Genomic DNA, 26,114 nt, shown 5'->3' on the forward strand with positions numbered 1-26,114 from the left:
TTTTAGCCCGCGTACAACTTCGTCCCAGCTATATCGACGATTTGGTAAGGCAAGCCGCTTGCTTTGGCGGAGCGCTGGCCGGCTCGCGTTACTAGCAGGTTCCCGCCGGTGCCGACGACTTGGCCGTCCACCATTATCGGCTTGCCCGCGACGAAGCTCATCGTCGGCTCGTTCGTCTGCGGGTCAATTACGGTGACATCCGCATCCGCGCCTTCGCTGAAGTGCCCCTTGTTTGGCAAGCCAAGCATCAGCGCGGGTGTGAGCGATAGTTTGGTCGCCATTTCAAGCGGCGATAACGCCCCGAACTTTACGAGCGCCATGCTGGTCTGTATCGCCACATTGCGCGGGTGGCAGCCGCCGTCCGTTGCAACCGCGTCCACGATGAACTCGCCGGAGTCATTCTTCGCCGTGGTCAGCTTGAACGCGCTAGACGGCAGATTGACAGGGAAGCTCACGCCGACATGCGTGTTCTCGCGCTCGTACATCGCCAGCGCTTCTTTAGATTTCAGATATACCACATGCCCGCCGCGCTGCGCGATGACAGAGGCGTATCCGTCCGCGATCGCCTGATTCATGCCTTCACGCGTAGGTGAGTATCCGCGCTGCGCGAGGCAGTTGCGCGACACATTCGCCATCACGAATCCCTCGCCGTCGCAGCTGCCGCTTGTACCGTTTTGCACCGCGTGATACGCCTCCGTATTTAGCTGACCGCGCATATTCTCCAGTATGTCCAGCGTCTCCTCGCACTCCGCGTCCGCGTCTTCAATGACGCCGCGGCAGTACGAATTGACATGCGCCACATGCAGCCGTCCCTTGCCCACGATTTCGGGAATCTCACGCATGCCGCCCAGGTGACTGCCTGATTCGCGAGTGCCAATGTGAAATGCAACATACGCGAGTTGGTCGTTGCTCGCGCGCACCACATCGCCGGTCGTATTTGGGCTGAACGGATAGTAGCCGCCCAGAATTTTGACGCCAAAACAGCCCTGTTTTAGCGCGCCGGAGACGATGTCCCTCGCCACTGAGGACGACGGCTCGCCCACCGGCATTGTAACCCCTGGTATAAGTGCGTACAGGCATGCGACATTCAACCCCGCGCCTTTGCGCTTGATGCCGTCAATGAGCGTGGGCCCCGTCCCCGCCATGTCAAGCACCGTCGTAGTGCCCGCGCGCGCCAGCATCGCGTATCCCAGCGCCGGGTCCCAGTTGCGCGAGAGTCCGGCGACATGTGCGTGGGTGTCAATCTGCCCGGGCATCACCCAACGCCCGGTCATATCCACAATCTCTTCGCCGTCAAACGGGTCGAGGTCTGGCGCGACCCGCGAAATCAGTCCATCCTTGACGCCCACATCCGCAATGCCCTCGAAATCATTCGCAGGGTCGAGCACCGTGCCGCCGCTCAATATCAGATCGTACTTTGCCATATCCCCATCCATCCTATTCTTCCCTGTTCATCCTATCCACTGCCGTTATGTTACACTGACACTCGCCAAGTGCAAACCGACATACCCTGCGGAGGCTGCAATGACCAAGATAGGCGCGATTTTCCCACAGACGGAGATAGGCAACGACACCGGCGCAATACGCGAATACGCTCAGACGACCGAATCGCTCGGATTCGATTTCCTGCTGGCGTTCGACCATGTGCTGGGCGCGAACTCCGCCTCGCATCCTGAATTGACCGGACCATATCGGCACACGGACGCATTCCATGAGCCGTTCGTGTTGTTCGGCTATCTGGCGGCAGTCACCGACAGCATCGAACTCGCCACCGGCATCATCATACTGCCGCAGCGCCAGACCGCGCTCGTCGCCAAGCAGGCGGCGGCGGTGGATGTGCTCAGCAACGGCAGGCTGCGGCTGGGCATCGGCGTTGGCTGGAACTATGTGGAATACGAGGCGCTCAACGAAAACTGGCGCAACCGCGGCGCGCGCTCCGAAGAGCAGATCGATGTGATGCGTCAACTGTGGACGAACGAACTCATCACCTACGAAGGCAAGTGGCACAAGATAACGGACGCCGGCATATTGCCGTTGCCGGTGCAGCGTCCCATACCCGTGTGGCTAGGCGGCGCGTCCGACCGCACAATCCGCCGCATCGTCAACATCGGCGACGGATGGATACTCACAGGACGACCGGACGACCGCGCGAAGGGGCTTATCGAAACGCTGCACACCTACGCCAACGAAGCGGGGCGCGACATCGCAAGCATAGGTCTCGAAGGCTGGGTATCGGCAAGCATCGGTGGCCCCGACGACTGGGCGAAGGAAGCCGAAGACTGGAAGGCGCTTGGCGCGACGCATGTGTCCCTGAACACGATGCGCGCCGGTTTCGACACACCCGCAGCGCACATTGACGCCATAACCCGCTTCAAGGAAGCGACATCGGGCCTGTAAGACTAATACAAAAATCCCTTCCCCCTTGACGGGGGAAGGTTAGGATGGGGGTGAACGATAGCGGACAGTCATCGACTTGACCGCCCGCTATTCCACTTACTCATCCAGCACCAACCGTTTCTCCAGTGGAATTACCTCTCGAATTTCTTGCGGCAAGTCGTCGTATGTGTCAAGCAGTCTTTCTACCAACTGACTCCCGTCCCAGAGCCTTATCTCAAAGAACGATCGCCTATTCTCGTCAAGAACCGGCTTTGTGAATCCGCTCAAGCTAACCAATAATCCGTAATCAGCTCCGAACCCATGCACATTACCTTGAAGCCTGTTGTAGTCAGGTATTCGTACGGGGGATGCTCCCGATTTCACCTGAACGCACAACTTAGGGCTATCGAAACCTAACGCCCCACTGCCTGCAAGTATATCCGCGCCACCATCCGGTCCTCGCTTTGTTTCCAATACCGTGTATCCTCGCTTCCAGAATACGCGCTACCAGATATTCCAAGTGATGTTCCCTGAACCTATCTCGGACGCGGTCTAGGATGCGGTCGTTATTGGCCTCTACTAGGTTCACTCTAACCTCGTCGTCGTCCAAGTCATCAGAACTTGAAGACGGCGTAGGCGGCTCCACTACATGCTCGGCGCCAAGATAGACATTAGCGACCTGCTGAATTCGCGCTTCGGCGTTGTCTTTCCTAACCTGCGACACGGTGAGTTGAGAAGTGAATGAATTCTTCAAGTCTTGGTCAAATATCGCTCGCGGCACATCCTCAACAAGCCACTCTACCTCACGAGTGTGCGGCAAAGGCGCTTGCGATTTGTCAGGGTTATACACATAGTCCCCTGCTATCTTTCCACACATAGTCCCCTGCTATCTTTCCAATGGCAACTACCTTCAGACGCTTGCGCGGCAAGACTATCATTTCGCCTATCTGCATGTCGTTAGCGAAATGCCAAAGTTGAGACGCTTGAGACGCTACCTGCTGCAAACTCAAGCCCTCACTTTGCCTATGAAGGTAATCGCGAAAAGCTTCGTAATCTGGGAAGTCTGCTACGCTATGCTTATGAACGAAACCAATCCCATACACGCCCTCATTAAGAGCGAACTCTTCATTCTCGCCCATCCTGCCAGCCCTGATTATCCAAACTGCCATTTTCAACTCACTTATCGTTTACAAATTTCACACCATCGCCCCTGAATTATACGCTATAATATCCACGGTAAAAATCACATCAATCTTGCATATCCTGAGTAGCCATGACAGACAACAACGAACTCCGGCAGACTTCCCTATACGATACGCATGTATCGCTTGGCGCGCGCATCGTGCCGTTTGGTGGATGGGCTATGCCCATTCAGTACGACAGCATCTTGCGGGAAGCACGAGCGGTGCGTTCCAATGTCGGCTTGTTCGATGTGTCGCACATGGGCAGACTGAAGATTCAGGGCAGCGGCGCGGCGCGGCTGCTCAGTCGCGTGCTCAGCGTCGGCGCGATTTCGATGCGGCCAACGCGCGCGCGGTACTGCCTTATCTGCAACGAAGAGGGCGGTATCATTGACGACTGCATCGTGTATCGCAACGGTGAGGAGGACTTTCTGCTCGTGCCTAATGCGGCGAATACCGCCACGGTCATAGACTGGCTGAATCGATGGAATACGCAGCCGGATACGGTCAGCATCACGAACATCACCACAGAGACGGCGATGATTGCGGTGCAAGGTCCGCAGGCGATCCCGATGCTGAACGGCATCACTGCGGACGACATCTCAGACGTGCTGCCGTTCCGCACGGCGACGACGCAGATAGACGGCGTGGAAACAATGCTGGCGCACACCGGCTACACGGGCGAAGACGGCTTCGAGCTCATCGTTCCCGCCGAAGACGCGCCGCGTATATGGTTGCGCCTAGTCGAGAGCGGCGCGGCGTCTTGCGGGCTTGGCGCGCGCGATGTGCTGCGGCTCGAAGCGGGCTTGCTGCTGCACGGCAACGACATGAGCGTGGATGTCAACCCATACGAGGCAGGTCTGGCGCGCTTCGTCAACCCGGACAGGCGCGGCTATGTCGCACGCGAAGCGTTGCTGCGGGCGCGCGACGAAGGCGTAGATAAGTCCCTTGTCGGCTTCTTCATGACAGGTCGCGGTATCGCGCGGCACGGGCACAGCATATACCACGAAGGCGAGTGCATAGGCGAGGTTACGAGCGGCAGCCCTTCGCCGCTGCTTGACAGAAACATAGGCTTGGGATATGTTGCTGCTGACTTCTCGGAGGTTGGCACGCGCCTGCAAATTGACATCCGCGGCCGCCTAGTTGACGCTGAAGTTACCAGCCTTCCATTCTACATACGGAGCATATAGCGATGACGCCTGAAAATCTCAAGTACTCGCAAGAGCACGAATGGGTTCGCATGGAGTCTGACGGCGTTGCAGTCGTCGGCATTACGGAGTTCGCAGCCGAAAGCCTGGGCGATGTTGTGTTCGTTGAGCTGCCCGCGCTTGGCGACGCGCTCGAGCAGTTCGAAAAAATGGGAGAGATCGAATCGGTCAAAGCGGTGTCGGACTTGTATTCGCCCGTATCGGGCACGGTATCGCAGCGTAACGACGAATTGCTGGATGCGCCCGAGTTGGTCAACGACAGCCCATACGACTCGGGCTGGATGCTGCATGTCGAACTCTCCGACAACGGCGAGCTAGACATGCTAATGAGCCACGCCGAGTACCAGGCAATGCTTGAAGCGCAGAACTAGACCCTGCACCTTCCCAAATCGCCGAACCCAATTTATCCTGACCCTGCACATTCATTGACTTTGGCGGCTTGCGCCCATGACAGATTCCACTCGCTACACATCACCATATTCGCCGAACACCGATGCCGACCGGCGGGCAATGCTCGACGCCATCGGAGTGGATTCGGTTGACGAACTCTTCGCGGATATACCGGAGCAACATCGGAACCCCGCACTCGACCTTCCGCCGCCGATGTCCGAGTTCGAACTCAAGCGATATTTCGGCGAACTCGCGGCAATGAACAAGACTCCGGGCGAGTACGCCTGCTTCCTCGGCGCCGGATCGTACCGGCATCACATACCGGCAATCGTGCGCCAACTCACAAGCCGCAGCGAGTTCATGACCGCGTACACGCCGTACCAGCCTGAGATTTCGCAGGGCACGCTGCAGACCGAGTTCGAATTTCAGACATTGTGCGCTCAGCTCACCGGCATGGATGTCGCTAATGCGGGCATGTACGATGGCTCCACATCACTCGCCGAAGCGGTGCTGATGGCATCGCGCGTAACGCGGCGCACCCGTGTCGCCGTTCTCGATTCTGTCTCGCCCGCGTACATCAGCGTGCTGCGCACATACGCAGAGCCACCCGGTATCACCATCGATGTCGTCAGCGCGGATAATCCGGACCTCAATGAAGATACTGCATGCCTCGTTGCGCAGCAGCCCAACTTCTTGGGCTACATCCAGGATATGCAGGCAATCGCAGACCGGGCGCACGACGCCGGCGCGCTGTTCGTCGTCTATGCGGACGCGCTGTCCATGGCGATGTTCACGCCGCCGGGCGACTATGGCGCGGACATCGTTGCATCCGAGGGACAGGCGCTCGGCGTGCCGCCCACATTCGGCGGTCCGTATGTCGGCGTTTTCGCCTGCAAGCAGAGCTACATCCGGCAGATGCCCGGCCGCATCGTCGGCAGGACGGTCGATTCGCAAGGGCGCACCGCGTATGTGCTCACACTGCAGACGCGAGAGCAGCACATACGCCGCGAACGCGCCACATCCAACATCTGCACATCGGTAGCGCTCATCGCCCTTATGAGTACGGTATATATGGCGGCAAACGGCAGACACGGCATGCGCCACGCCGCCGAGCTGACATACCAGAAGGCACACTACCTAGCGTCTCTGATAGACGGTATTCCGGGATATTCGGTCGTGGATGGCGGCGCATTCTTCCAAGAGTTCGCGGTGCGATGCCCCCTACCGCCGTCAACCCTCAACGAGCGGCTGCTCGACTACAAGATTATCGGTGGCTTGGACATCAGCGAACAGTTGCCGAACGGCATGCTCGTCTGCGCGACTGAGGTCAACACGCGCGAGGAGATTGACGCCTTCGCAGCCGCGCTTGCGGAGATAGGCACGATAGTATGACGACACTAATAGAAAGGCTGTCCCAAGACCGTCGCCAATTGCTAATGGATCGCAGTGTGTCCGGCAGAGTCGGCGCGACACTGCCGCAGAGCGATGTGCCGCACCAACCCCTGCCCGACAAGGGCTTGCTGCGCGACACACTGGACTTCCCAGAGGTCAGCGAAAACGAACTCGTCCGCTATCTGTCGCAGCTCAGCCAGCTGAATTTCTCCATCGACCACAACTTCTACCCGCTTGGCAGCTGCACGATGAAGTACAACCCTAAAGTCGATGACGAGATCGCGTCTATTCCCGGCTTCGCGGAGATTCACCCGCTGCAGCCGGACGCCACCGTGCAAGGCGCGCTCCGCCTGATGTGGGAACTGCAGCAGCGGCTCATCGAAATCACAGGAATGCAGGGCTGCTCGCTCGCGCCGATGGCAGGCGCGGACGGTGAGTTCGCGGGCATTCTGATGGCGCGCGCGTATCACCAAGACAGGGGCGACACGCAGCGCAACAAGGTGCTCATCCCCGACAGCGCGCACGGTACGAACCCTGCGACGGCGAACATGTGCGGTTTTGAAGTCGTAACTCTGCCATCGGACGCCAACGGCAACACTGACCTTGAAGCGCTGCGATTCTCAGTCGGCGACGGCCTCGCCGGTCTGATGATAACGCTGCCAAGCACACTGGGCTTGTTCGACTCCAACATCCTCGAAGTCGTGCGCATGGTGCGCGAGGCTGGCGGTATCGTGTACGGCGACGGCGCAAACCTGAACGCCCTGCTCGGTCGCGTGAAACTCGGCGATCTCGGCTTCGATGTGATGCATTCCAACTTGCACAAGACATTCACGCAGCCGCACGGCGGTGGCGGACCCGGCGCCGGACCCGTAATCGTGGGCGAGCGCCTGCTGCCGTACATGCCCACGCCCGTCGTGAACCGCAGCAACGACAACGACGGCAACGCAGTCTATACGCTTGAAGCGCCGCCGCAGACTGTCGGCAGAATGGGAGCGTTCCACGGCAACTTCGGCGCGCTGGTGCGGGCATACGCTTACATGAGCACGCTGGGCGACCAAGGAATCGGCAACATCAGCCATGATGCGGTGATTAACGCGAACTACATCCTCAGCCAGCTCAAGGACTACTACGACCTGCCATACGACCGTTCCTGCATGCACGAGGTCGTATTCTCGGCGCGCAACCTCAAGCGCGAGCACGGCATAAGCGCGCTCGATGTCGCCAAGCGGCTCATCGACTACGGCATTCACCCACCCACGATGTACTTCCCGCTGATTGTCGATGAGGCGCTGATGGTAGAGCCGACCGAGACCGAGAGCAAAGAGACGCTCGACGGTTTCATCGAGGTAATGCGCGCAATAGCGCAGGAAGCGCAGGACGACCCTGACCTGTTGCACAACGCGCCACACGACACGCCCAACACCCGCTTGGACGAAGCCCGCGCCGCCCGCCGCCCATACCTGCGCTGGCAGCCTGAAGGTTGACATAGCCCTTCGCGCAGCATTCCGAAAGTCCCATCCCCTTTGATAGGGGACATCAAGATAGGGGTGGGGGGACTTGGCGCGGGTTGAATTATCCCGGCCTATCCGGTCAGTTTCGCAGCGCGTGAACCCAGCGATGCGCGTGGTACAATAGAATCGCTCATCCCAAGGCGTTATCTAGCATCGAACCAGAAAGACAGCGAGTGTATGGCTTAGCAAACGGCGACAATATCAGCTTTGACATCGGTTTTGCATTGATCAAACTCATGGGTGAGATGGTAGCTTCCACAATCGCGTTCGGCGATGAAAATTCGGAACCGTTGCTTGGCATAACAGCGCTGCAATCAGCAAGTATAGAAGTCAATCCGCACGATGAGGAACTTGCCAAGCTCCCTTTGCACGACTCGAATGACTTTTAGGAAAATAAGACGCGAAGATTGATATAGAGGTGAAAACATGGTTGATGTAGGACAGCAGGCGCCGGAATTTACGCTGCCGGACCAGGAAATGAAAAGCGTATCCCTGAGCGATTTCAGGGGCGAGAAGGCGGTGGTGCTCTCGTTCCACATATTCTCGTTCACAGGCGGCTGAACGGACCAAGTTACCTCGTTCCGCAGCTACAATGCGGACTTCGAGGCGAAGAATGCCCAGGTTCTGGGCATCAGTTGCGACGCTCGTCCATCCCAGACCGCCTATTCCACCTCGCTGGGCAACATACCCTACCCGCTGCTGTCGGACTTCTACCCTCACGGCGCGATGACGCAATCGTATGGCATATTCAACGAAGAGCGTGGCGCTCCTAACCGAGCCATCTTCATTGTCGATGCCGAAGGCGTGATACGCTTCAAGCGTGTGTATGAAAGCGCGCGCGACCTCGACCCACAGGACATCCTCGCGGAAATCGACAAGCTGTAGGCGTCAAGCGATATGAACGAAAACGCCCCTGCGCGGCACGTCTTCCACGAGGGCGACCATGCCCTTGTCATTGACCGGCGGGGGCGGCGCTACCTTGCGCAACTGCGACCCGGCGCAAAGTTCGAGTCGCATCTCGGCGCGTTCTCACACGACGATTTAATCGGCACGGACTCCGGCTCGTGGATGACCACAAACCGCGGGCATGTGCTGCTCGTAGTCAAGCCCACGATGGCGGATTTCGCGGTGGACATGCCTCGCATCGCCACTGTCGGCTACCCGAAGGACCTCGGCACAATTCTCGTTTACGGCGACATATTCCCCGGCGCGCGGGTCCTCGAAGCGGGCTGCGGCAGCGGTGCGGTAACGATGGCGCTACTGCGCGCAATTGGTGAAAGCGGCTCGCTATTCTCGTACGATGTGCGGCAGGACATGATCGACCGCACCCGCGAGAATGTCAACGCGATGCTGCCGGACACATCCAACCTCACGCTGAAAATCGGCGATGTCTATAATGGCTTTGACGAACGCGACCTAGATCGCATCGTGCTCGACCTCCCCGAGCCTTGGCAAGTCGTGCCGCACGCATCGGAAGGTTTGCTGCCGGGCGGTATATTCGTCAGCTTCTCGCCTACCGTGCTGCAAGTCCACGAACTTACGGCAGCGCTGCGCGGCATCCACACATTCGAGATGATCGAAACAATGGAAGTGCTGCAGCGCCCATGGGTAGTAGGCAGCCGCAGCGTCCGCCCAGAGCACCGCATGGTCGGGCACACCGGCTTCATCACCATAGCCCGAAGGTGCTCACCGCGCCCGGCGTCCAGCGTGTCAACGGGACGGGATTGACATATATGCAAATTGGCGCACTTGCGAAAGGTGCCGATCACAGCAACTGATAAGCCTGAGATTCGTCCCATAGCGACGGCATTTCCCAGCTCGTTTGCGGATAACGCCCTTCCATCAACGGCATGTGTCGGAACGACAGCAGCGGCGCAAGCAGTCCCCTGCGTGCCGACTCATCGGGCAAGATTTGCTCTATTGACGATACGCCGGATTGCTTTTCCTGCACCAGCACGCGGAATCTGCCCAGTCCGTCGGGTTGAACCAATTGGCGCATTGCCATTAGGTTTGCGCTGCGCTCGTGGTGGCTTAACGGCGCGGATCGCAGTTGCCGCATCATCTCTCGAATGCCTAGCGCGTGCAGAAATTCGGATTGCGTGGTGTAGGCGAGTGTGTTTAGGCCAGCGGCGTGTCCCTCGCATTGCAGCAGCGTGAAATCCACCTGTGCGCTGAGGTCTTGCCTGCCGATGCGACGGTACGGGCTGCTGCCGTCCGTGTGCCGGTAGTATGTTTGCAATGTGCCGTACTTGCGCTCCGGCGCGTACAACTCAACCGCTTCATAGCCGTAGTCTATGGTGATAACGAAACCTGTGCCCAGTGCGGCGGCGATTTCGCCGATCCACGACTTGATGTGCGGGTTGACTTCGCCGCGCTGTCCATTCTCAAGCGGGAAGCCTAGCGCATCAAGACGTTGCGCGATGATTGGCGTAGATGGTGTGTCCAGCAGTTCCACGAAGTCGCCGGAGTCGTCTAGCGCGACGAAGATTTCACGCGGCTCTCCGTCCACAATCTCAAAGCGATGCACCGGGAAGGCGTCCACCAGTTCGTTTGATATGAAACAGCCCACCACGCCTTCTAGTGGCAGTTTGTCCGCAGTCACCCGCTCAATGTGAATCGCGCCTTCGCCGGTTGATTGCCAAGTGTCCGCCGCCGCATATCGGTCAATGCAGATGTAGCGCAGACTGTCCGCGAAGTCTGCGCTCAAATCGCCCGCATAGGCGCAGATGTCGTTGGCGAGCATGCCATTGCCAGCGCCCATCTCCACGACAGTGAAGTCTGTTGGCATTCCCATACCACGCCACATGCCGAAGAGTTGCACAGCAAGCAGTGCGCCGAACGCCGGATGCGCCGCCGGGCTGGTGTAATAGTCGCCGTCCGCGCCGAAGGGTCGATCGCTCGTGTAGTATCCGTCGATCGGGTGGTATAGGGCAATCTGCATGAATTCGGCGAAGGTGATTTTGCCGTGCCGGTAGATGCGCTGCCTTATGGTCTGTTCGGCTATTGTTTGTTCGGCTGATGTAAGTTCGCTCATGGTTTTGCCGGTCATTAATAGGCTGGTTTCTTTGCCCCAATCCTAAGCTCCCCCCAGAAGGGTCGATAGGGGTAGGTATTTGATTAACGGAGCTTTGACAGTTTTTCCTTGTCATTCCGAACGGAGTGAGGAATCTAACATCCTTAACTACGAACGGGGTTGTCTTATGGCAGATATTTTAGATTCTTCACTCCGCTGCGCTGCGTTCAGAATGACAGAAAGAGTAAGTTTTTGCATTGAATTCACCATTTTACCTACCCTTGTCAGCCACCGATGGGGAGAGGACTTTTGCAAAAGAAGAGGGACATCGGCTAATGCTGATGTCCCTTCGCTGTGTGATGATATTGGCGGAAGAAAGGAGTCGCGCTAGGAGCTGGACTTTGCCTGCCGCAGGCGTCTGTTATGCGAGCCTTGCCTGTCCCAGCCGGAGCCTTGAATGGAGTTGTTGAACTCTCGGATCTCGCCGCAGCGCTTGCACCTGCCGATGCTCACGGGGCCGTTTGGACTTTCTATCTGCCAGTGGTGCGTACACTGGATAGTTTCAACTGCCTCTTGCGTCATCGTTCTTCCTTTCGTCCTTTACGCCCCGCAGCAAGTTTCCAATATGCGCGCTTACCTCTGGTCTATCGGCACATATTCCACATCCATATCGCCGACATATAGCAGGCGCGGACGCAGCAGGATGTTGTTGTCGAACTGCTCCATCACTTGCACCGTCCAGCCGGGGATGCGTCCCATCGCGAAAATGGAGATGAACAGGTCTTCGGGAATGTCCAGCAGGTAGTATATCGCGCCGGAGAAGAAGTCCACATTCTGGCAGATTCCGCGCCGTGCATACGGCTCCATCACCTTGGCGACCGCTTCCAATATGGAGTACCAGCCCGGCTGCCCCTTGCGAACGCCCAGATCTCGGGCGTCGTCCATCAGGTGGATCGAGCGCGGGTCAACCGCCTTATAGACACGGTGGCCGAAGCCCATGACCCTGCCGCCTTGCTTGCGCAGGTTCGCCACATATTCGGCGGCATTGGATTCGTCGCCGATTTCGAGCGCCATCTTCATCACTTCTTCTGCCGCGCCGCCGTGCGACGGTCCCTTGAGCACTCCCACGCCGGTGGTGACGGCGCAGTGCAGATCCGCCTGCGTCGAAGCCGTAACGCGCGCGCCGAACGACGAGGCATTGATGCCATGCTCGGCGTGCAGTATGAAGTCTTTGTCCATCAGCTTAGCGTCGCGTGGGTCCGGCTCTTCGCCGAACAGCATATACAGGAAGTTGCCCGCGTGGTCGAGTGTGGTGCTCGGCGCGATGGGCTGCTTGCCATCGCGTATTCGCGCATGCGCCGCGACTATCGTGGACGCCTGCGATGTCAGGCGGATGCCCTTTCGCAGCGTTGCTTCCATTGAGTTGTCTTCGGTCTCGGGGTCGAACGCCGCCAGCGCGGAAATCGCCGTTCGCAGCACATCCATCGGGTGCGCCTTCTGCGTTAGGCTGATGACATCTAGCACCTCTTCGGGCAGCGCGCGATTGGCTCTTAGCTGGGCGCCGAAGTCGTCCAACTGCGCCTGTGTGGGCAATCCGCCGTACAGCAGGAGAAAGATAGTCTCTTCGAAGGTGGACTTGTTGGCGAGATCGTCGATGTTGTAGCCCCTATACAATAGCTTGCCAACATCGCCGTCGATGAAACTGGACCTGGTCCGATCAATAAGCACATCCCGAAGGCCTCGATGGATTTGGACCTTCTGCTCACTCGTCATGCGACAATCCTCCCAGGTCTGATTTGCGGCGAATAGAACCCGCAATTTTGCTGTTCAATAGGCTTAGCAAAGCCACCATTCCGGCTCGCCAAGATGTGCCAATTTTAGCATTCAACAAATTATAGTGTCAAATGGACATTATCAATTAAAGGCAGGCATGAGTGCTGTTTCGCCCGTGCGCGCCACCTTTGGGCGATGGTTATAACGAGGATAATCGCTCATTATACAACATACAGCCTTTTCTGTAATTCAGAATTTGTTGCGGGTACACGCCGCTAATCTAATCACGGCCATTCGCGTTCCGCCGCGCCCTTTAACACCTTCATGACACACGGAGCGCCTTATCCACAGCGATTGCAGATTTTTGCGAACGGGGAACATCGATTACATCCGCAAATCGCCAGATTATCAAAGCAATTTTCGTACCGTAAAGTTGTCGTCTGCGATGGTCTGCGCTATGCTATACGGGCTTTGAAGTCGCAAGCTTCAGCGGCATTTCCAACTCTACCGACCAATGGCAGACAGTCGGACATTTCCACGGTCAGCCAATCACATGGAAAGTAACAGACGGCGAAATCATTCAATGCAATTATTCGGCAAAAGCATTCAAGCGAAAGAGCGGGGCGAATCACAATGAGCAATGAGCAAGTGCAGGAATACAAGGGCGTAATGGTACTGCCGGGCGAGCAGGACGAGCGAGGCGTAACGCTGTCGTTGGACGCGGCGGCGCCGTCGGTGAGCATCAGCTTCGACGAGCCAATCGAAGGCGAGACAGAGTGGCAGGCGGTCAACCTGACCCTCGCCAACCGCCTGAAGTACAACGAGGCGGTATTCACCACGATAGGCTTGCCGAAGGCGGAAATCGGCGTAACTTGGAAGTTCAACAGCAGCCTAATCGACGACTCGCTCGCCGGCGTGGTAATCGCGCAGCCCAACGACCAGCGCATCACCGGCGAAAAGGGTTTTGTGCTGACTCGGACGGACTAGATTTCATCCGTTCCAGATTTTCTTAGACCATCGGACAGGGCGAAGCGGCATCAGCCTGTCATCCCTCTTGTGGAAACAGCAGCGTCGCTATCGTCTCGTACGCTTGGTCGTTGGCTAGGCCCATTACAACACCGGCGCGCGCGTCTCGGAAGTAGCGCTCGAAGGGCAGCTGCCGCGCGAATGCCGTGCCGCCAAACATCGTCATCAGATCTTGCGTAACTTGCACGGCGAGTTCTGAACACACGACCTTCGCCTGAATGAACGGAAGCAACGAGTTCGCCCTGCCCTCGTCCATCATCGAGGCGGCGACATGTAGAAACGAACGCGCCGATTCGAGCCGTGCGCTCATCTCCGCGATGCGCCGCTGATTGATCGGATTGTCCAGCCGCCTGCCGCCGCTCGCGTAGCGCCTATCGCCTTCGATGCACGCCAGCTCGAACGCGCCTGAAGCAATGCCCAGATACGCCGCGCCGTAGGTGAGTATCAGCACCGGCATCATGTACTTCTGCATCACCGGCTCTTTCTCGCCTTCGAGTTCGATACCGAGCAGGTTCTCGTACGGCACTTCGCCGTTGAACAGCATCGGCGCGCTGCAGTTGCCGCGCATCCCCAGCCCGTCCCACTCGCCGAGTGTCTCCCATTGCACCTTGTCGGCTTCAAACATCAGCAGGTCCGGCGGTCCCTCCATCCGTCCTCCCTCCACACGGCAGAACATGATGTAATGCGAAGCATGCCCCGCCGATGTAACATAAGACTTGCGAATGTTATCCAGCCGCAAGTTCCCATCCACAAGAGGCAGCGGCACATCCGGCGCGGACACCGGCCTCCAGTCCTTGCCCGTCTGCCCGCGCGATTCGCCGCCTGCCGCCGCCGCGAACACTTCGCCACGCGCGAGCGGCAGGACGAATCGCTCTCGCTGCAGCGCGGTCGGTATGCGGCTGACCGCCTCCACCGATTCGAGGTGCATTTTGTAGCACATTGCGGTGGACGGGCATTTCTTGGCGATTTCCTCGACAATGACGCAGGTCGTTACCATATCGCCGCCGAGACCGCCGTCTTCCTTGTCCACGCGCAGTGCCCACAGCCCAAGTTCGCCCAGCGCGGCGAGTGATTCCCTTGGGAACTGCGCCTTCGTGTCATACTCCGCGGCGCGCGGCGCAATGACCCGCTCCGCAACATCGACGACCCGTTCCTTCCACTCAAATTGCTCGTCGGTCAATGGGAAATAATTCATTTGCATCCTCTGAAATCACTCTCATCCAAGTGCCATTAGCAGACTAAATCCAAGCGCTGCGCATGTCAATCGCGCGCGGCCCTTTATCCTACCCATCTATCCTACTTAAATGATGTAGTATGAAGATAGAAGTTCGCTAAACAGTTTGTGCATTACCCTACTCGAGAAAGGTCTAAATGGGGCAAGCCGCTTCTTGAACATCCGTAACGGTTCACAAGAATTCTTGACGCATTGACAGGACACCGCATTGAAGACACTCGGATTAATCGTCAATCCAATCGCCGGCATGGGCGGCAGTGTCGGTCTAAAAGGCACTGACGGCGAAGACACGCCACAACGCGCGCTGTCGCTCGGCGCCGAACCGCAGGCGAGCAAGCGGACACACGAAGCGCTGTCTATCATCGGCAAGGCAATGCCTGAACTGTCACTCGTAACCTGCGCCGGCAAGATGGGCGAAGACACCGCACGATCCAGCGGACTGACCGCGCACACAATTGAGGGCGTCCCGCAGGACGGCGCATCCACATCGTCCGCCGACACGCGCCGCGCCGCGCTTGAATTGCAGCGACTCGGCGTTGACTTGCTGCTGTTCGCGGGCGGTGACGGCACGGCGCGGGATATTTGCGATGCGCTGCGAACAGGCGGCTTTGCCTCAGCCGATTTACCTGTGCTGGGCATACCCGCCGGCGTCAAGATGCACTCCGGCGTGTTCGCGCTGACGCCGCGCAAGGCAGGCGAAACGGCGCTGCACTTTCTCAACGACCACGCAGCCGAACTCGCTGATGTGGAAGTGATGGACATTGACGAAGACGCGTTCCGCGAAGGCAGGGTCTCCGCGACCTTGCACGGCTACTTGAAGACGCCAATGGGCGGGGACGGCGTGCAGGCGACGAAATCCGGCACTGCGCCGTCGGACAGCCAAGCCGCAGAAGACATCGCGCGGCAGGTCGCAGCAGACATGACTGACGACACGCTGTACATCATCGGACCCGGCACGACCACGGACGCAATCGCGCGCGAGCTGGGCGTGGCGAATACGCTGCTAGGCGTGGATGTCGTGGAGAATGGCAAACTGCTGGCAACAGACGCCACTGAACGCGATCTGCTGCGATTGACGGACGGGCGCAGCGCGAAAATCATCGTAACCGTAATCGGCGGGCAGGGCTACATTTTCGGGCGCGGCAACCAGCAGATTAGCCCGCGCGTCATCCGGCGTATCGGCAGGGAGAACATCGTCGTGGTGGCGACGGCCGGCAAGCTACGCGCGCTAGACGGCCGCCCCTTGCTTGTCGATACCGGCGACGCCGCGCTGGACGACGAGTTGAGCGGATACATCCGCGTCGTCACCGGCTACCGCGAGTCTCACATCTACCGAGTCTCGTGCTGACATTCGAGGCTGAATAACTGAATTGCAGTACATCAATCATCAACCACGCATCAACCGCGCATCAACCGCGCCGTATGCTGACACCCAAGCCATAGCCTTGAATGCGCTCTTTGTACAACTCCGCCTGCTCCAGCACACACACAACCACCACGGCGCTGCCCGTGTTGTGCGCCTCGAACATGATGCCGATCGCCTCTTCGACGATAAGGTCCGGCACGCTCTTCACCAGCGCCTCCACGACATAATCCATCGAATGGTAGTCGTCGTTATGCAGTATCACCGCATAGCGCGGCAGCCGCGCATTCAACGTTCGCCGCAACGATTCGACATCGACATCCGGCAGGGTCATCGCCATTGGATTGTGCATCGTTTTCGACTCTCGCAAGCAGCGCAGCTCATCGCGCATATTATCAATGACATTCCGGACGGCACTCCGGACACAGCACTCACCGCAACGCAATTCCGAATGCAGTGAAACACTTATTCCCTGATTTAAGTGGCAGCTTCATGGGGCAGGCAACGGCATTTGACATACTCATCCCGATGATTATATTTGTTGGCAGATAAAGGCACAAACGGCAAAGGCTTGCTCCAAAGCAACATACTCAGCCGCCCGAAGATTCTTTGCCCCAATCCTAATCATCCCCGAAAGGACGGAAAATGCAAATAGGAGTGTCGCTGACTTCGAGCTATTCTATCGACCGCGATCCGAAAGCCGTGATGGACGGCTTGACGGAGCAGGTGAAGGCGATGGCGGATTTGGGGTTCGCGTCGCTGTCGCTTGGCGACCACCATGTAACGCGCAACAATTACTTTCAGGTAATGCCCACGATGTCGCACCTGTCCGCGTTCACGGGCGATATGCGGCTGATTCCACTGTTCTTGCTGCCGTTCTACAATCCGATACTGCTCGCGGAACAACTGTCGATGCTGGATGTCATCAGCGGCGGCAAGACGGCGGTCATCAGCGCGCTTGGACACCAGCCCGAAGCGCACGATGCGTTCGAGACACCGCAGCGATTGCGCGTGTCCCGCTTCGAGGAGACCTTCGATATTATGCGTCGGCTATGGGCAGACGACGATGTGTCATTCAGCGGCAAGCACTACAACTTCAGCGGCGTGTCGGTCAATCCCAAGCCGCTGCAACGGTCTATGCCGATGTGGATTGGCGCAAACGCCGACCCCGCCGTGCGCCGCGCCGCGCGAATCGCGGACGCATGGGTTATCAGCCCCGGCTGGACGCCCGACTACATCGACGAACGTCTGCAATTCTACCGCGCCGCGCTCGACGAATTCGGCCGCAGCGGACAAGTACAGGAATTGGTTGTGCGCCGCGACTTGCACCTCGCGCCGACACGAGACGCGGCGCTGCGAGATGCGGAAGTCCTGTTTGAACGCGGCTATCGCGGCTTCGGAGACCGTGAAATGCAAGAATCGCTAATCGTGGGGGATGCGGATACCTGCATCACCGCGCTGGAACGCCTGCAAAGCATGGGCGCGACGCACATCCTATTCCGCTGCGCGTTGGACGAAACGGAGCAGGCGATGCAGACTATCAGAATCCTTGGGGAGCAGGTGATTCCGCACTTTTCAGGCTAACCGTCCTGCCTATGCCTATCCTGTGTATGTATCCCGTTAGTCTATTCAAGCGTGCCGCGCAGCCTGGGGTCCAGCGCGTCGCGCAAGCCGTCTCCAAACAGATTGAAGGCGAGCACGGTTATCGTGATGAACACTCCGGGGAAGAAAACGTGCCACCACAACGGGTACAGCAGCGCCGATGCCTCGCCGAGCATACCGCCCCATGTGGGTGTGGGCGGGCTTACTCCAAGTCCGAGGAAGCTCAGGGAAGCTTCGATGACAATGACCGTTCCCAGGTGAACGGTGAAGAGGATGAGGAATGGTGCAACACACTGCGGCGCAACGTGTCTCGCCATTATTCTCATCTGAGAAGCGCCGATTCCTCGCGCAGCCTCCACATACGCCGTTTCCTTAACTGTCAACGCCACAGAGCGAATAATCCTGGCGCCGAACGGAACGCGAGTTACGGCAATGGCGAGGATAATCGTCCACATTCCGGCGCCCAGAACAAGCACAAGAGCGAATGCGAGTATCAGGCCCGGGAGCGCCATGATAATTTCCACGAAGCGCTGGCTTATCATGTCAGTCAAGCCGCCGAGATAGCCGCTGACAAGCCCCCACACGCCGCCAATAGTCGTGCCGATGAGCACTGACGCCAAAGCGACGAACAGAGATATTCTCGCGCCATAGAGAATCCTGCTTAGGAGGTCTCTGCCAATCTGGTCGGTGCCAAAATAACTTTCGCTGTCGGGAGGCGCGCTAATTTTCGTGAAGTTGGCTTTCAGGGGGTCTTGGGGCGATATTAGGGGAGCGCCTAAAGCCATCAGAATCAGTATCAGCCCTATCAGGCCCCATACGGCCGCAAATGGACTGCGTCGAACGAAGCCGCGCAGGTTTACTCCATACCTGCGAACATTGGAACTGACGCTTCTGCGCGCAGCTACTGAATCCATTGCCATTGCGTCACCTTCTAAAAATGAGTATGGCGCTAATTGAGCCTTATTCTTGGGTCTAGCCACCCATACAACATGTCAATCAGGAGATTGACCAGTACGAAGATGACTGCATAAAAGAGAACGATATTCTGGACTACATTGAAGTCTCGGTCAATGGCGGCGACTACCAGCGCCTTGCCCAAGCCCGGCACGGTGAACGCCTGCTCAACCGCGACCGAGCCGCCCATCACGAAGCCGAGCAGCACCCCGCTCAATGTCAGCACCGGCAACAGGGCATTCGGCATGGCGTGTCGCGCTATGACCAGCCGCTCAATCAAGCCTTTGGCGCGTGAAGTCCTGACATAATCCTCGCGCAGCACCTCGAACAGCGACGAGCGAGCCATTCGCGCGATAAACGCAGCCTGACCTAAGCCCAGCACAATCGCAGGTCCCACTATTATCTGAAAGTTAGTCCAGGGGTCTTCCCAGAATTGAACGGAGACGATAGGCGCTTTGTACTGAAACCATGAAATGCTGGCGACCACTACGAGCAGTCCAAGCCAGAATCCGGGTATCGCAAGAAAGAGCACCGTGAAGAAACTGGTGGACATGTCCCAGACGGAGTTGGGACGCACGGCGCTGATTATGCCAACCGGCAGTCCGATAATCCAGGAAATGACGACTGAAATAATCCCAATCTGGGCGCTAATGGGGCCCCTCTGAGCCATAATCTCGATGATAGGGTCGCCCCGAAAGAAAGACTCGCCAAGCTTGCCGGATGCGATGTCCTTCACCCACACCGCGTATTGCACGGCTATCGGCTTGTCCAGTCCGAGGTCTCTGAGTATCGCCGCCTTCTGCTCGGGCGTCCATTGGATGATGGTTTCTATCCCGTAATAGGCGCCCAGAGGGTCGCCCGGCAATATCCGCATGATGCCGAATATCAAGACCGTGATACCGAAAATGGTGGGGATTGCATAGAGAATGCGCTTTATGATGTAGGTTCGCAATCATCCCCTCCGTCAAGAAGAGAGGCAGCGGCAAGACACCCTGCCTCTCCATCGATTTACCAAATGTAAGACTAAACGCCAAGTATGCCTGCGCCGATGCGTGACATTCGGCGCAGGTTTGACTCGCGGCTATCTATCCAGCCACACATAGTCCCACTTGTGCAGTTCGTAGTTCGAGTAGAAGTCGCTGTTCGCAGGCATCAAGCCCTTGACATGGTCCCAGTAGCCCCAGTAGGTAATCTCGGTTGTGTCGAGGGGCACCCAAGGCATTTCCTGGTCGAGGAAGGCTGCCAAGTCCTTGGACATTTCAATCTTCTTCGCCTGGTCCAGCTCTATTTCCAATGCCCTGAGCATCTTGTCGAGCTCGGGGTTGTCGTAGAACGCGGTGTTGCCATCGCAAAGCCTGTCGCCGCAGCGTCCGAACAGGTCCTTGATGTAGAAGGACGGGTCCGGGATGAACGCCCAAGTGCCACCCTCGACGGACATGTCGTAGTTTCCTGCCTTAATTTCTTCGCCATGCGCCGACACATCAACCACGCGGATCTCGGTGTCAATGTTCAGCCCTTCCTTCAGCATTGCCTGTATTGCCGGCGCTCGCTGGCGCTGGTTGATTGTTTCGCGTGTTACGAGATCAAGCTTCGGAATGCCCTGTCCATCGGGGTAGCCCGCCTCGGCAAGCAACTGACGCGCCTCGGCGATATCTTCCTCGGTCGGATTGCGGAAATACTTTCTTTGCTTCAGCTCTTCCAAGGGCAATCCGTAAGGCGTGCCGTCCGTGAACCAGCCGCCGCCGAACAGCGTAGCCTTTATATCGGCTGTAATATCCAGAAGCACTTGCTGATCGAGAACCAAGGCGACTGCCTGTCGCACGCGCTTGTCGTCGAAAGGCTTTCGCAAGTTATTCATCGGGATGCCATGCCAGATAAGCAGGTGCTGGCGTATGCCGTTCAGCCCGGGCCTGTTGCCGATGTCTCTGCCGTCTTTAGGCGCCATCCACATCGTCCAATCCGTTTGGCCTCCCAGAAGAGCAGCGGTGTTCTCAGGCGTCCACGCCTTCAGCCAAATATGCTCTATCCTGTCAACGTATGGCGCATCGGGGCTCCAGTAGTCAACATTCTTTTCCATAATCCACTGGTCATCGTTCCTGGACACATACTTGAAGGGTCCTGTGCCGGGGTGGTTGTCAACGCCTCGGAGATTTCCGTTGTGCTCTTCGAGGGTTTCCTTCTTGCTTACGAGGTTCCACTCTGTGGAGAAGGCGACCATCATGTTGGCGAGCGCGCGCGGTTCGCTAAGCTCGAACTCAACAGTGTAGTCGTCGGGCGTGTTGACGGCGGATACGTTGGGGAACAATGGCCTACGCAAGCTGACAAGTTCCTCGCTTGGGAAGATTATCCTGTCGTAAGTAGCCTTGATGTCCTCAGCAGTCAAGTCGCTGCCATCGTGGAACTTGACGCCCTCTCTGATGCTGAATGTGTATGTCAGCTGGTCGTCGGAAATGTCCCACCTGTACGCCAAGTCCGGCACTACAGGCACATCCGATGTGCGCGGGTCGCGGCGCAGCAGGGCATCGTACATCGGCGACTGCACGCCGTGGTTGGCGATTGTGCCGGATGCGTACCAGTCGAAGTGCGCGGGTGGTCCGTGCGCGCCGGCGCGGAATGTGCCTCCGGACTTCGGGAACGGGTCCAGCGGGCGCACATAGAAGACCTCATCGGTCGGGCTTGGTGTGGCTATCACCACGCGCTCTATGGGGACTTCCTTGATTACCTCTTTGGTAATTTCCTTTACGACCTCAACCTCAACCTCTTTCACCACCTCAACTTCTTTGGGCACTTCCCTGACGACCTCAATCTCGACCTCTTTCACCACCTCAACTTCTTTCGCCACTTCGACTTCCTTCACCACCTCTTCCGTCACGACCACAGTCTCAACGACCGTAACCACTTGCGGCTCGGCGGCGCCGCAAGCCGTCACTGCCAGCATAGCCGCCATAGCGCCGAATAGAAGCCATATTGCCGATTTCGTTTTCCGCAAACCTCGCATTACATTGCCTCCCAATTAGGCATTTCGCCCGCTTAATTCGCTTATGACAGCCAATACCGATATAGGGTTGTGATGTATAGGGTTGTGATGATTGCTTGGATACCGACAATTGTTTAAATGATAGTTTTTTGACATAATCCCCTAAGTTCGCCGCCATTTAATCATCACTTGCGATGATAGTCAAGATTGGATGTGATAATGCAGATGCGATGGCGAGACATCCCATCGCCCATCGAGACGGGCGGGGGCACAATTGCACATCCATAGATATGCTCTTATACTGACGCAATCCGAATGTAGGGGAATGTAGGGAACGCACCGGACGGAGGCGCGATATGGGTGAATTAGACGAACGCTATGAACAAGGGCAGGAAACGCGGCGGATGTTCGGCGGCGGGCAAATCACCGGCGGGTCATCGCCCGGAGCATGGGAGATTGCCCCTGACCTGGAGAGGATACTCGGCGAATTTCTCTTCGGCACCATCTGGAAACGCCCGGCGCTCACTCCGGTACAACGCGAGATGATAACCTTGTCCTGTCTCATAGTCATGAACCGAGAAGTTCAGCTGAAGCGGCATCTGGGCAACGCGCTGAATGTTGGATTGACCCCGGAACAGATAGTCGAGTTAATCATCCACGACACTTGGTACGGTGGAGCGCCGGCAGGCATACAGGCGCTCACGCTGTGTAAGGAAGTCTTTGAGGAGCGAGGGATAGATTTCACGCCGTCCCGCGTCCATGACAGCGGCGAAGACCCCGACAGCCTTTTCCGGCGGGGCATGCAGTTCCGGCGCGGCTACATGGGGGACATCCCAAGAACGCCTACGCCCGAACACACCGAGGCGGAAAGGGAATTTAACAGAATCACAGGAGAATACTATTGGGGCGCGACATGGACACGCCCGGGACTCGACACCACTAGCCGCAGTATCTGCTCCATGACTTGCCTTGCGGTAGCGGGTGGCGATGAGCGACTACGGAGCCATATAATTGGTGCGCTGAACATAGGACTGACGCAGGACCAGATTATTGAAGTGTTCGGTCACATGACGCTATACGCCGGAATACAACTCGCGCGGGATGCGATGGAAGTTGCCAACGACATATTCACCGGTGCGTGACGCCGTCCTGCCGCGAAATCAGAACGCAGCCGTGTCGTTCAACAATGTTGCAGGCACACAGTATCACCATGTCTATATCCGCTAGCGCCCATATTCGCGCCGTGCTTGGGATTGATGCCGGCACAACCTCCGTGAAGGCGATGCTTGTCGGCGGCGATGGCGCTGTCATCGATGAGTCTGAAGTCGGGCATCCTATCAGTGTGCCGCGTCCCGGCTGGGCAGAGCAGCATCCTGATATATGGTGGCGCAGCACAACGATCGCCGTTCGCAAGGCGATGCAATTGGCGGACAAGAACAACAGCAGAATTGAGGTCGCCGCAGTCGGGCTTGGCGGGCAGATGCATAGCTCCGTCTTCCTCGACGGCGATGGCGAAGTCATTCGCCCTGCCCTGCTATGGAACGATGTTCGCACAACGCCGCAGTGCCGGCAGATAATGGACACGGCAGGAATGGATGGGCTTCGCAGCACGGTTGGCAACCTCCCGCTCGAAGGATTCACCGCGCCAAAGCTGCTCTGGCTGCGGCAGCACGAGCCTCAGAATTATGCCCGATTGCAAACGCTGCTGCTGCCGAAGGACTACATCCGCTATCGGATGAGCGGCGATTTTTCGACAGAGCCGTCGGACGCTGCCGGCACACTGCTGTTCGATGTGCGGCGGCGTATCTGGTCCGAGCAGATACTGCATGCACTGGAAATCGACGAGGGGATTCTGCCGCCTGTGCTGAAATCGCACGAGATTGCGGGCGTCGTCAGCTGTGCGGCGGCAGGCGAACTCGGTATTCCTGTCGGCACGCCTATAGTCGGCGGCGGCGCGGACAATGCGGCGAGCGCAGTGGGCTGCGGCATAACGACCGGCGGCGTGATGCAGGTCAGCATTGGCACATCAGGCACTGTGTTGCTGCCGTCCTCAGAGCCGCGCATCGCAGAGGACATGAACCTGCATACCTTCTGCCACGCCGCGCCGGACATGTGGTATCTGATGGGCGTAGCGCTTTCGGCGGGCAGTGCGCTGCGATGGCTGCGAGACACAGTCGCTGTGGGCCAATCCTATGACTCACTGACGGCGGGCGCGGCGAAGACGCCCATCGGCGGTAATGGTTTGCTATTCCTGCCATACCTGACCGGCGAGCGCACGCCGCACAACGACGCCGACGCGCGCGGGGTGTTCTTCGGACTGAGCTTTTCGCACAGCCTAGCTCACCTGACCCGAGCGGTAATCGAAGGCGTGTGCTTCGCACTGCGAGATTCGCTGGAACTTATGCGGCAACAAGGCGTATCTCCAAGCGAGATGCGGGCTATCGGTGGCGGTTCTCGCAGCCGGATGTGGCTGCAGACGATTGCCGATGTGTTCGGGCTTCCTATCGCAACTGTGCAGATTTCGGGCGGCGCTGCATACGGTGCGGCGCTGCTCGCGGCTATCGGCTGCGGCATGTTCGCAAGCATCGAAGAGGCGGTGCAGGCATGCGTCGCCACAGACAAAGTGGTCGAACCGGATGCGAAGGCGATTGCACAATACGACGACCTTTACGGCGCATACAGACGCCTATACCCGGCGCTGAAAGGCGAATTCGCCGCGCTCGCCAACTTGACGGCAGGGCAGCAATGATTGGCGTCTGCGGCGAGGCGCTCATCGACTTCACGCCCATCGCTGTAGATGGCGCAATCGCGTATGCACCGCGTCCGGGCGGCTCGCCATGCAATGTTGCCATAGGTCTGGCGCGCTTGGGGAAGAGGACGGCGTTCATCAACAAGATTTCCGGCGATGCATTCGGCGATTTACTGCGTGCGCATCTCACCGAGAACGACGTTGACCTGCGTTGGCTGGCGCGTGGCAGTGAGCCTAGCGCGCTTGCCTTCGTTATACCGTCGGCGAACGGCGGGCACGACTTCGCATTCTACGGCGTTGACACGGCAGAGCAGCGACTGATGCTTACCGATGTGCCTGATTCGTTCCCTGACGAATTGACCGCGCTGCATTTCGGCTCATATTCGCTGATGCTGGGCGACAGCGCACGCACATACGAAGCCCTTATGCGCCGCGAACATGGCAATCGAGTTATATCGCTCGACCCGAACGTGCGCCCGTCGCTGTTCCCGGACCGCGACAAGTACCGAGCGCGAATCGAAGGCTTGCTGCCATTCGCCACAATCGTCAAGGCGAGCGAAGACGACCTAGCGTGGCTGTACCCGGACGACCGCCCTGCCGATGTCGCGGCGCGTTGGTTGAGCGCTGGACCTGCGCTCGTCGTCGTTACGCTCGGAGCGAAAGGCGCATTCGCCAAGAGCGCGACCGATGTGATGCAATCAGCCGCGCCAAAAGTCAATGTCGCGGATACGGTCGGCGCGGGCGATGCATTCATGTCCGCGCTGCTCGCCCATCTGGACGACCGCGACCTGCTGCACCGCGGTGCGCTCGCCATGCTGTCCGACGATGCGATCATAGACGTCCTAGAGTACGCCAATCGTGCGGCAGCAATCGCTTGCACGCGAATCGGCGCCGACCCGCCGAAAGCAGATGTCGTGTCAGGTTTGACAGGCTAGCCTGCGGAGCGTCAATCTATCACCACAGCATATACAGACTCTTCTTGGGTTCCCGGTAGATACTCAATAGCCCCTCGTCAGCCTGATGACGGCTCCACTACCCAACGCCGCGTCTGTACACTAAACCCTTCCGTTCGCTGTGCTTTCGGTGCGCCCTCACTATCTCAAACTCCCAACCCTGCACATCTTTAGCCACTCCACAAGTCCGCGAAACGCATAGTGTAAGACGACTTCACAAATGCAATTTATATCTGTCATTTCGAGCGAAGCGAAAAATCTAAAGTCGGAAACAGGTTCACATGCAAAGATTTCGGATTCCTCACTTCGTTCGGAATGACAACATTAAGGACTCATGAAATCGTCTCATAGTGCGGCAATAACTTTCGTACAAGTGTGCCTTCTGATATAATTGCGAATGCTGTGCGCCTTC

Annotated in this window: 26 protein-coding genes; 15 read left to right on the forward strand and 11 right to left on the reverse strand. The window is 57.9% G+C overall.

Annotated features, from left to right (window positions below):
• Window positions 1-2: 2 nt before the first annotated feature.
• On the reverse strand, window positions 3-1,436 hold the full coding sequence (locus tag F4X57_07735) for an amidohydrolase family protein (protein MYC07045.1): 1,434 nt from the start codon (window positions 1,434-1,436) through the stop codon (window positions 3-5).
• A gap of 88 nt (window positions 1,437-1,524) precedes the next feature.
• On the opposite strand from F4X57_07735, the gene F4X57_07740 reads away from it, so the two are divergent.
• Window positions 1,525-2,397, forward strand: coding sequence for an LLM class F420-dependent oxidoreductase (locus F4X57_07740; protein MYC07046.1), 873 nt, complete (start codon window positions 1,525-1,527; stop codon window positions 2,395-2,397).
• A gap of 96 nt (window positions 2,398-2,493) precedes the next feature.
• On the opposite strand, the gene F4X57_07745 is transcribed toward F4X57_07740, so the two are convergent.
• Window positions 2,494-2,850: a hypothetical protein gene (locus F4X57_07745; protein MYC07047.1), complete on the reverse strand. Its 357-nt coding sequence runs from the start codon at window positions 2,848-2,850 to the stop codon at window positions 2,494-2,496.
• A complete protein-coding gene (locus F4X57_07750) occupies window positions 2,780-3,253 on the reverse strand; it encodes a hypothetical protein (GenBank protein ID MYC07048.1) in 474 nt (157 codons plus the stop codon). The genes F4X57_07745 and F4X57_07750 overlap by 71 nt, the downstream gene beginning before the upstream one ends.
• 396 nt (window positions 3,254-3,649) lie before the next feature.
• On the opposite strand from F4X57_07750, the gene gcvT reads away from it, so the two are divergent.
• The 8 genes from gcvT to F4X57_07790 all read left to right on the forward strand — a co-directional run bounded on the left by gcvT (window position 3,650) and on the right by F4X57_07790 (window position 9,786).
• Window positions 3,650-4,747: a glycine cleavage system aminomethyltransferase GcvT gene (gene gcvT / locus F4X57_07755; GenBank protein MYC07049.1), complete on the forward strand. Its 1,098-nt coding sequence runs from the start codon at window positions 3,650-3,652 to the stop codon at window positions 4,745-4,747.
• Window positions 4,748-4,749: 2 nt separating this feature from the next.
• The gene (gcvH, locus tag F4X57_07760; protein ID MYC07050.1) at window positions 4,750-5,136 is read left to right on the forward strand and encodes a glycine cleavage system protein GcvH; all 387 of its coding nucleotides are present in this window, start codon (window positions 4,750-4,752) and stop codon (window positions 5,134-5,136) included.
• A 76-nt stretch (window positions 5,137-5,212) separates the two neighbouring features.
• Entirely contained in the window at window positions 5,213-6,547 is a 1,335-nt protein-coding gene (locus F4X57_07765) for an aminomethyl-transferring glycine dehydrogenase subunit GcvPA (GenBank protein ID MYC07051.1), read from the forward strand.
• A complete protein-coding gene (locus tag F4X57_07770; protein ID MYC07052.1) occupies window positions 6,544-8,031 on the forward strand; it encodes a glycine dehydrogenase subunit 2 in 1,488 nt (495 codons plus the stop codon). The genes F4X57_07765 and F4X57_07770 overlap by 4 nt, the downstream gene beginning before the upstream one ends.
• A gap of 200 nt (window positions 8,032-8,231) precedes the next feature.
• A complete protein-coding gene (locus F4X57_07775) occupies window positions 8,232-8,447 on the forward strand; it encodes a hypothetical protein (GenBank protein MYC07053.1) in 216 nt (71 codons plus the stop codon).
• 37 nt (window positions 8,448-8,484) lie between these two features.
• Entirely contained in the window at window positions 8,485-8,619 is a 135-nt protein-coding gene (locus F4X57_07780) for a redoxin domain-containing protein (protein ID MYC07054.1), read from the forward strand.
• A 165-nt stretch (window positions 8,620-8,784) separates the two neighbouring features.
• On the forward strand, window positions 8,785-8,943 hold the full coding sequence (locus tag F4X57_07785) for a hypothetical protein (GenBank protein ID MYC07055.1): 159 nt from the start codon (window positions 8,785-8,787) through the stop codon (window positions 8,941-8,943).
• Window positions 8,944-8,955: 12 nt separating this feature from the next.
• Window positions 8,956-9,786, forward strand: a complete 831-nt coding sequence (locus F4X57_07790; protein MYC07056.1) for a tRNA (adenine-N1)-methyltransferase — start codon at window positions 8,956-8,958, stop codon at window positions 9,784-9,786.
• A 37-nt stretch (window positions 9,787-9,823) separates the two neighbouring features.
• On the opposite strand, the gene F4X57_07795 is transcribed toward F4X57_07790, so the two are convergent.
• The 3 genes from F4X57_07795 to F4X57_07805 form a co-directional block, all read right to left on the reverse strand.
• Window positions 9,824-11,107 (reverse strand): class I SAM-dependent methyltransferase, encoded by a 1,284-nt coding sequence (locus F4X57_07795; protein ID MYC07057.1) that lies wholly within the window; start codon window positions 11,105-11,107, stop codon window positions 9,824-9,826.
• 351 nt (window positions 11,108-11,458) lie between these two features.
• The gene (locus F4X57_07800) at window positions 11,459-11,653 is read right to left on the reverse strand and encodes a hypothetical protein (GenBank protein MYC07058.1); all 195 of its coding nucleotides are present in this window, start codon (window positions 11,651-11,653) and stop codon (window positions 11,459-11,461) included.
• A gap of 51 nt (window positions 11,654-11,704) precedes the next feature.
• Entirely contained in the window at window positions 11,705-12,844 is a 1,140-nt protein-coding gene (locus F4X57_07805; protein MYC07059.1) for a citrate (Si)-synthase, read from the reverse strand.
• A gap of 633 nt (window positions 12,845-13,477) precedes the next feature.
• Between F4X57_07805 and F4X57_07810 the strand changes: the two genes are divergently transcribed.
• Window positions 13,478-13,831 (forward strand): hypothetical protein, encoded by a 354-nt coding sequence (locus F4X57_07810; GenBank protein MYC07060.1) that lies wholly within the window; start codon window positions 13,478-13,480, stop codon window positions 13,829-13,831.
• A 58-nt stretch (window positions 13,832-13,889) separates the two neighbouring features.
• Here the strand turns inward: F4X57_07810 and F4X57_07815 are convergent, their stop codons facing one another.
• Window positions 13,890-15,071 carry an acyl-CoA dehydrogenase gene (locus tag F4X57_07815; protein MYC07061.1) on the reverse strand — a complete coding sequence of 394 codons (1,182 nt, stop codon included), beginning with the start codon at window positions 15,069-15,071 and terminating at the stop codon, window positions 13,890-13,892.
• Window positions 15,072-15,312: 241 nt separating this feature from the next.
• Between F4X57_07815 and F4X57_07820 the strand changes: the two genes are divergently transcribed.
• Complete coding sequence (locus tag F4X57_07820; protein MYC07062.1) at window positions 15,313-16,452, forward strand: ATP-NAD kinase; 1,140 nt, start codon at window positions 15,313-15,315, stop codon at window positions 16,450-16,452.
• A 61-nt stretch (window positions 16,453-16,513) separates the two neighbouring features.
• Here the strand turns inward: F4X57_07820 and F4X57_07825 are convergent, their stop codons facing one another.
• Window positions 16,514-16,801: an ATP-dependent Clp protease adaptor ClpS gene (locus F4X57_07825; protein MYC07063.1), complete on the reverse strand. Its 288-nt coding sequence runs from the start codon at window positions 16,799-16,801 to the stop codon at window positions 16,514-16,516.
• Window positions 16,802-17,112: 311 nt separating this feature from the next.
• Here F4X57_07825 and F4X57_07830 point away from each other — a divergent pair, with 311 nt between their 5' ends.
• Window positions 17,113-18,051, forward strand: a complete 939-nt coding sequence (locus tag F4X57_07830) for an LLM class flavin-dependent oxidoreductase (protein ID MYC07064.1) — start codon at window positions 17,113-17,115, stop codon at window positions 18,049-18,051.
• Window positions 18,052-18,092: 41 nt separating this feature from the next.
• On the opposite strand, the gene F4X57_07835 is transcribed toward F4X57_07830, so the two are convergent.
• The 3 genes from F4X57_07835 to F4X57_07845 all read right to left on the reverse strand — a co-directional run bounded on the left by F4X57_07835 (window position 18,093) and on the right by F4X57_07845 (window position 22,021).
• On the reverse strand, window positions 18,093-18,989 hold the full coding sequence (locus F4X57_07835; protein MYC07065.1) for an ABC transporter permease: 897 nt from the start codon (window positions 18,987-18,989) through the stop codon (window positions 18,093-18,095).
• A 29-nt stretch (window positions 18,990-19,018) separates the two neighbouring features.
• Complete coding sequence (locus F4X57_07840; GenBank protein ID MYC07066.1) at window positions 19,019-19,975, reverse strand: ABC transporter permease; 957 nt, start codon at window positions 19,973-19,975, stop codon at window positions 19,019-19,021.
• 129 nt (window positions 19,976-20,104) lie between these two features.
• Entirely contained in the window at window positions 20,105-22,021 is a 1,917-nt protein-coding gene (locus F4X57_07845) for an ABC transporter substrate-binding protein (GenBank protein ID MYC07067.1), read from the reverse strand.
• A gap of 335 nt (window positions 22,022-22,356) precedes the next feature.
• Here F4X57_07845 and F4X57_07850 point away from each other — a divergent pair, with 335 nt between their 5' ends.
• Genes F4X57_07850 through F4X57_07860 form a run of 3 tightly spaced genes read left to right on the forward strand, consistent with a single transcriptional unit; the run spans window position 22,357 to window position 25,684 of the window.
• Window positions 22,357-23,142, forward strand: a complete 786-nt coding sequence (locus F4X57_07850; GenBank protein ID MYC07068.1) for a hypothetical protein — start codon at window positions 22,357-22,359, stop codon at window positions 23,140-23,142.
• A gap of 44 nt (window positions 23,143-23,186) precedes the next feature.
• Window positions 23,187-24,749 carry a xylulokinase gene (gene xylB / locus F4X57_07855; protein ID MYC07069.1) on the forward strand — a complete coding sequence of 521 codons (1,563 nt, stop codon included), beginning with the start codon at window positions 23,187-23,189 and terminating at the stop codon, window positions 24,747-24,749.
• The gene (locus F4X57_07860) at window positions 24,746-25,684 is read left to right on the forward strand and encodes a carbohydrate kinase (protein MYC07070.1); all 939 of its coding nucleotides are present in this window, start codon (window positions 24,746-24,748) and stop codon (window positions 25,682-25,684) included. The genes xylB and F4X57_07860 overlap by 4 nt, the downstream gene beginning before the upstream one ends.
• The last annotated feature ends 430 nt before the right edge of the window (window positions 25,685-26,114 follow it).

It is taken from the genome of Chloroflexota bacterium (genome assembly GCA_009840355.1).
In the GTDB taxonomy this organism is placed as follows: domain Bacteria; phylum Chloroflexota; class Dehalococcoidia; order Lucifugimonadales; family JADFKI01; genus Bin90.

Bases quoted from the DNA above. Each gene is read 5' to 3' on its own strand.
- F4X57_07740 (MYC07046.1), top strand. From the start codon at position 1,525: ATGACCAAGATAGGCGCGATTTTCCCACAGACGGAGATAGGCAACGAC.
- F4X57_07795 (MYC07057.1), bottom strand. From the start codon at position 11,107: ATGACCGGCAAAACCATGAGCGAACTTACATCAGCCGAACAAACAATA.
- F4X57_07835 (MYC07065.1), bottom strand. From the start codon at position 18,989: ATGGCAATGGATTCAGTAGCTGCGCGCAGAAGCGTCAGTTCCAATGTT.
- F4X57_07780 (MYC07054.1), top strand. From the start codon at position 8,485: ATGGTTGATGTAGGACAGCAGGCGCCGGAATTTACGCTGCCGGACCAG.
- gcvH (MYC07050.1), top strand. From the start codon at position 4,750: ATGACGCCTGAAAATCTCAAGTACTCGCAAGAGCACGAATGGGTTCGC.
- F4X57_07845 (MYC07067.1), bottom strand. From the start codon at position 22,021: ATGCGAGGTTTGCGGAAAACGAAATCGGCAATATGGCTTCTATTCGGC.
- F4X57_07785 (MYC07055.1), top strand. From the start codon at position 8,785: ATGACGCAATCGTATGGCATATTCAACGAAGAGCGTGGCGCTCCTAAC.
- F4X57_07800 (MYC07058.1), bottom strand. From the start codon at position 11,653: ATGACGCAAGAGGCAGTTGAAACTATCCAGTGTACGCACCACTGGCAG.
- F4X57_07750 (MYC07048.1), bottom strand. From the start codon at position 3,253: ATGTGTGGAAAGATAGCAGGGGACTATGTGTATAACCCTGACAAATCG.
- F4X57_07735 (MYC07045.1), bottom strand. From the start codon at position 1,436: ATGGATGGGGATATGGCAAAGTACGATCTGATATTGAGCGGCGGCACG.
- F4X57_07815 (MYC07061.1), bottom strand. From the start codon at position 15,071: ATGCAAATGAATTATTTCCCATTGACCGACGAGCAATTTGAGTGGAAG.
- gcvT (MYC07049.1), top strand. From the start codon at position 3,650: ATGACAGACAACAACGAACTCCGGCAGACTTCCCTATACGATACGCAT.
- F4X57_07825 (MYC07063.1), bottom strand. From the start codon at position 16,801: ATGACCCTGCCGGATGTCGATGTCGAATCGTTGCGGCGAACGTTGAAT.
- F4X57_07850 (MYC07068.1), top strand. From the start codon at position 22,357: ATGGGTGAATTAGACGAACGCTATGAACAAGGGCAGGAAACGCGGCGG.
- xylB (MYC07069.1), top strand. From the start codon at position 23,187: ATGTTGCAGGCACACAGTATCACCATGTCTATATCCGCTAGCGCCCAT.
- F4X57_07810 (MYC07060.1), top strand. From the start codon at position 13,478: ATGAGCAATGAGCAAGTGCAGGAATACAAGGGCGTAATGGTACTGCCG.
- F4X57_07830 (MYC07064.1), top strand. From the start codon at position 17,113: ATGCAAATAGGAGTGTCGCTGACTTCGAGCTATTCTATCGACCGCGAT.
- F4X57_07770 (MYC07052.1), top strand. From the start codon at position 6,544: ATGACGACACTAATAGAAAGGCTGTCCCAAGACCGTCGCCAATTGCTA.
- F4X57_07860 (MYC07070.1), top strand. From the start codon at position 24,746: ATGATTGGCGTCTGCGGCGAGGCGCTCATCGACTTCACGCCCATCGCT.
- F4X57_07765 (MYC07051.1), top strand. From the start codon at position 5,213: ATGACAGATTCCACTCGCTACACATCACCATATTCGCCGAACACCGAT.
- F4X57_07805 (MYC07059.1), bottom strand. From the start codon at position 12,844: ATGACGAGTGAGCAGAAGGTCCAAATCCATCGAGGCCTTCGGGATGTG.
- F4X57_07790 (MYC07056.1), top strand. From the start codon at position 8,956: ATGAACGAAAACGCCCCTGCGCGGCACGTCTTCCACGAGGGCGACCAT.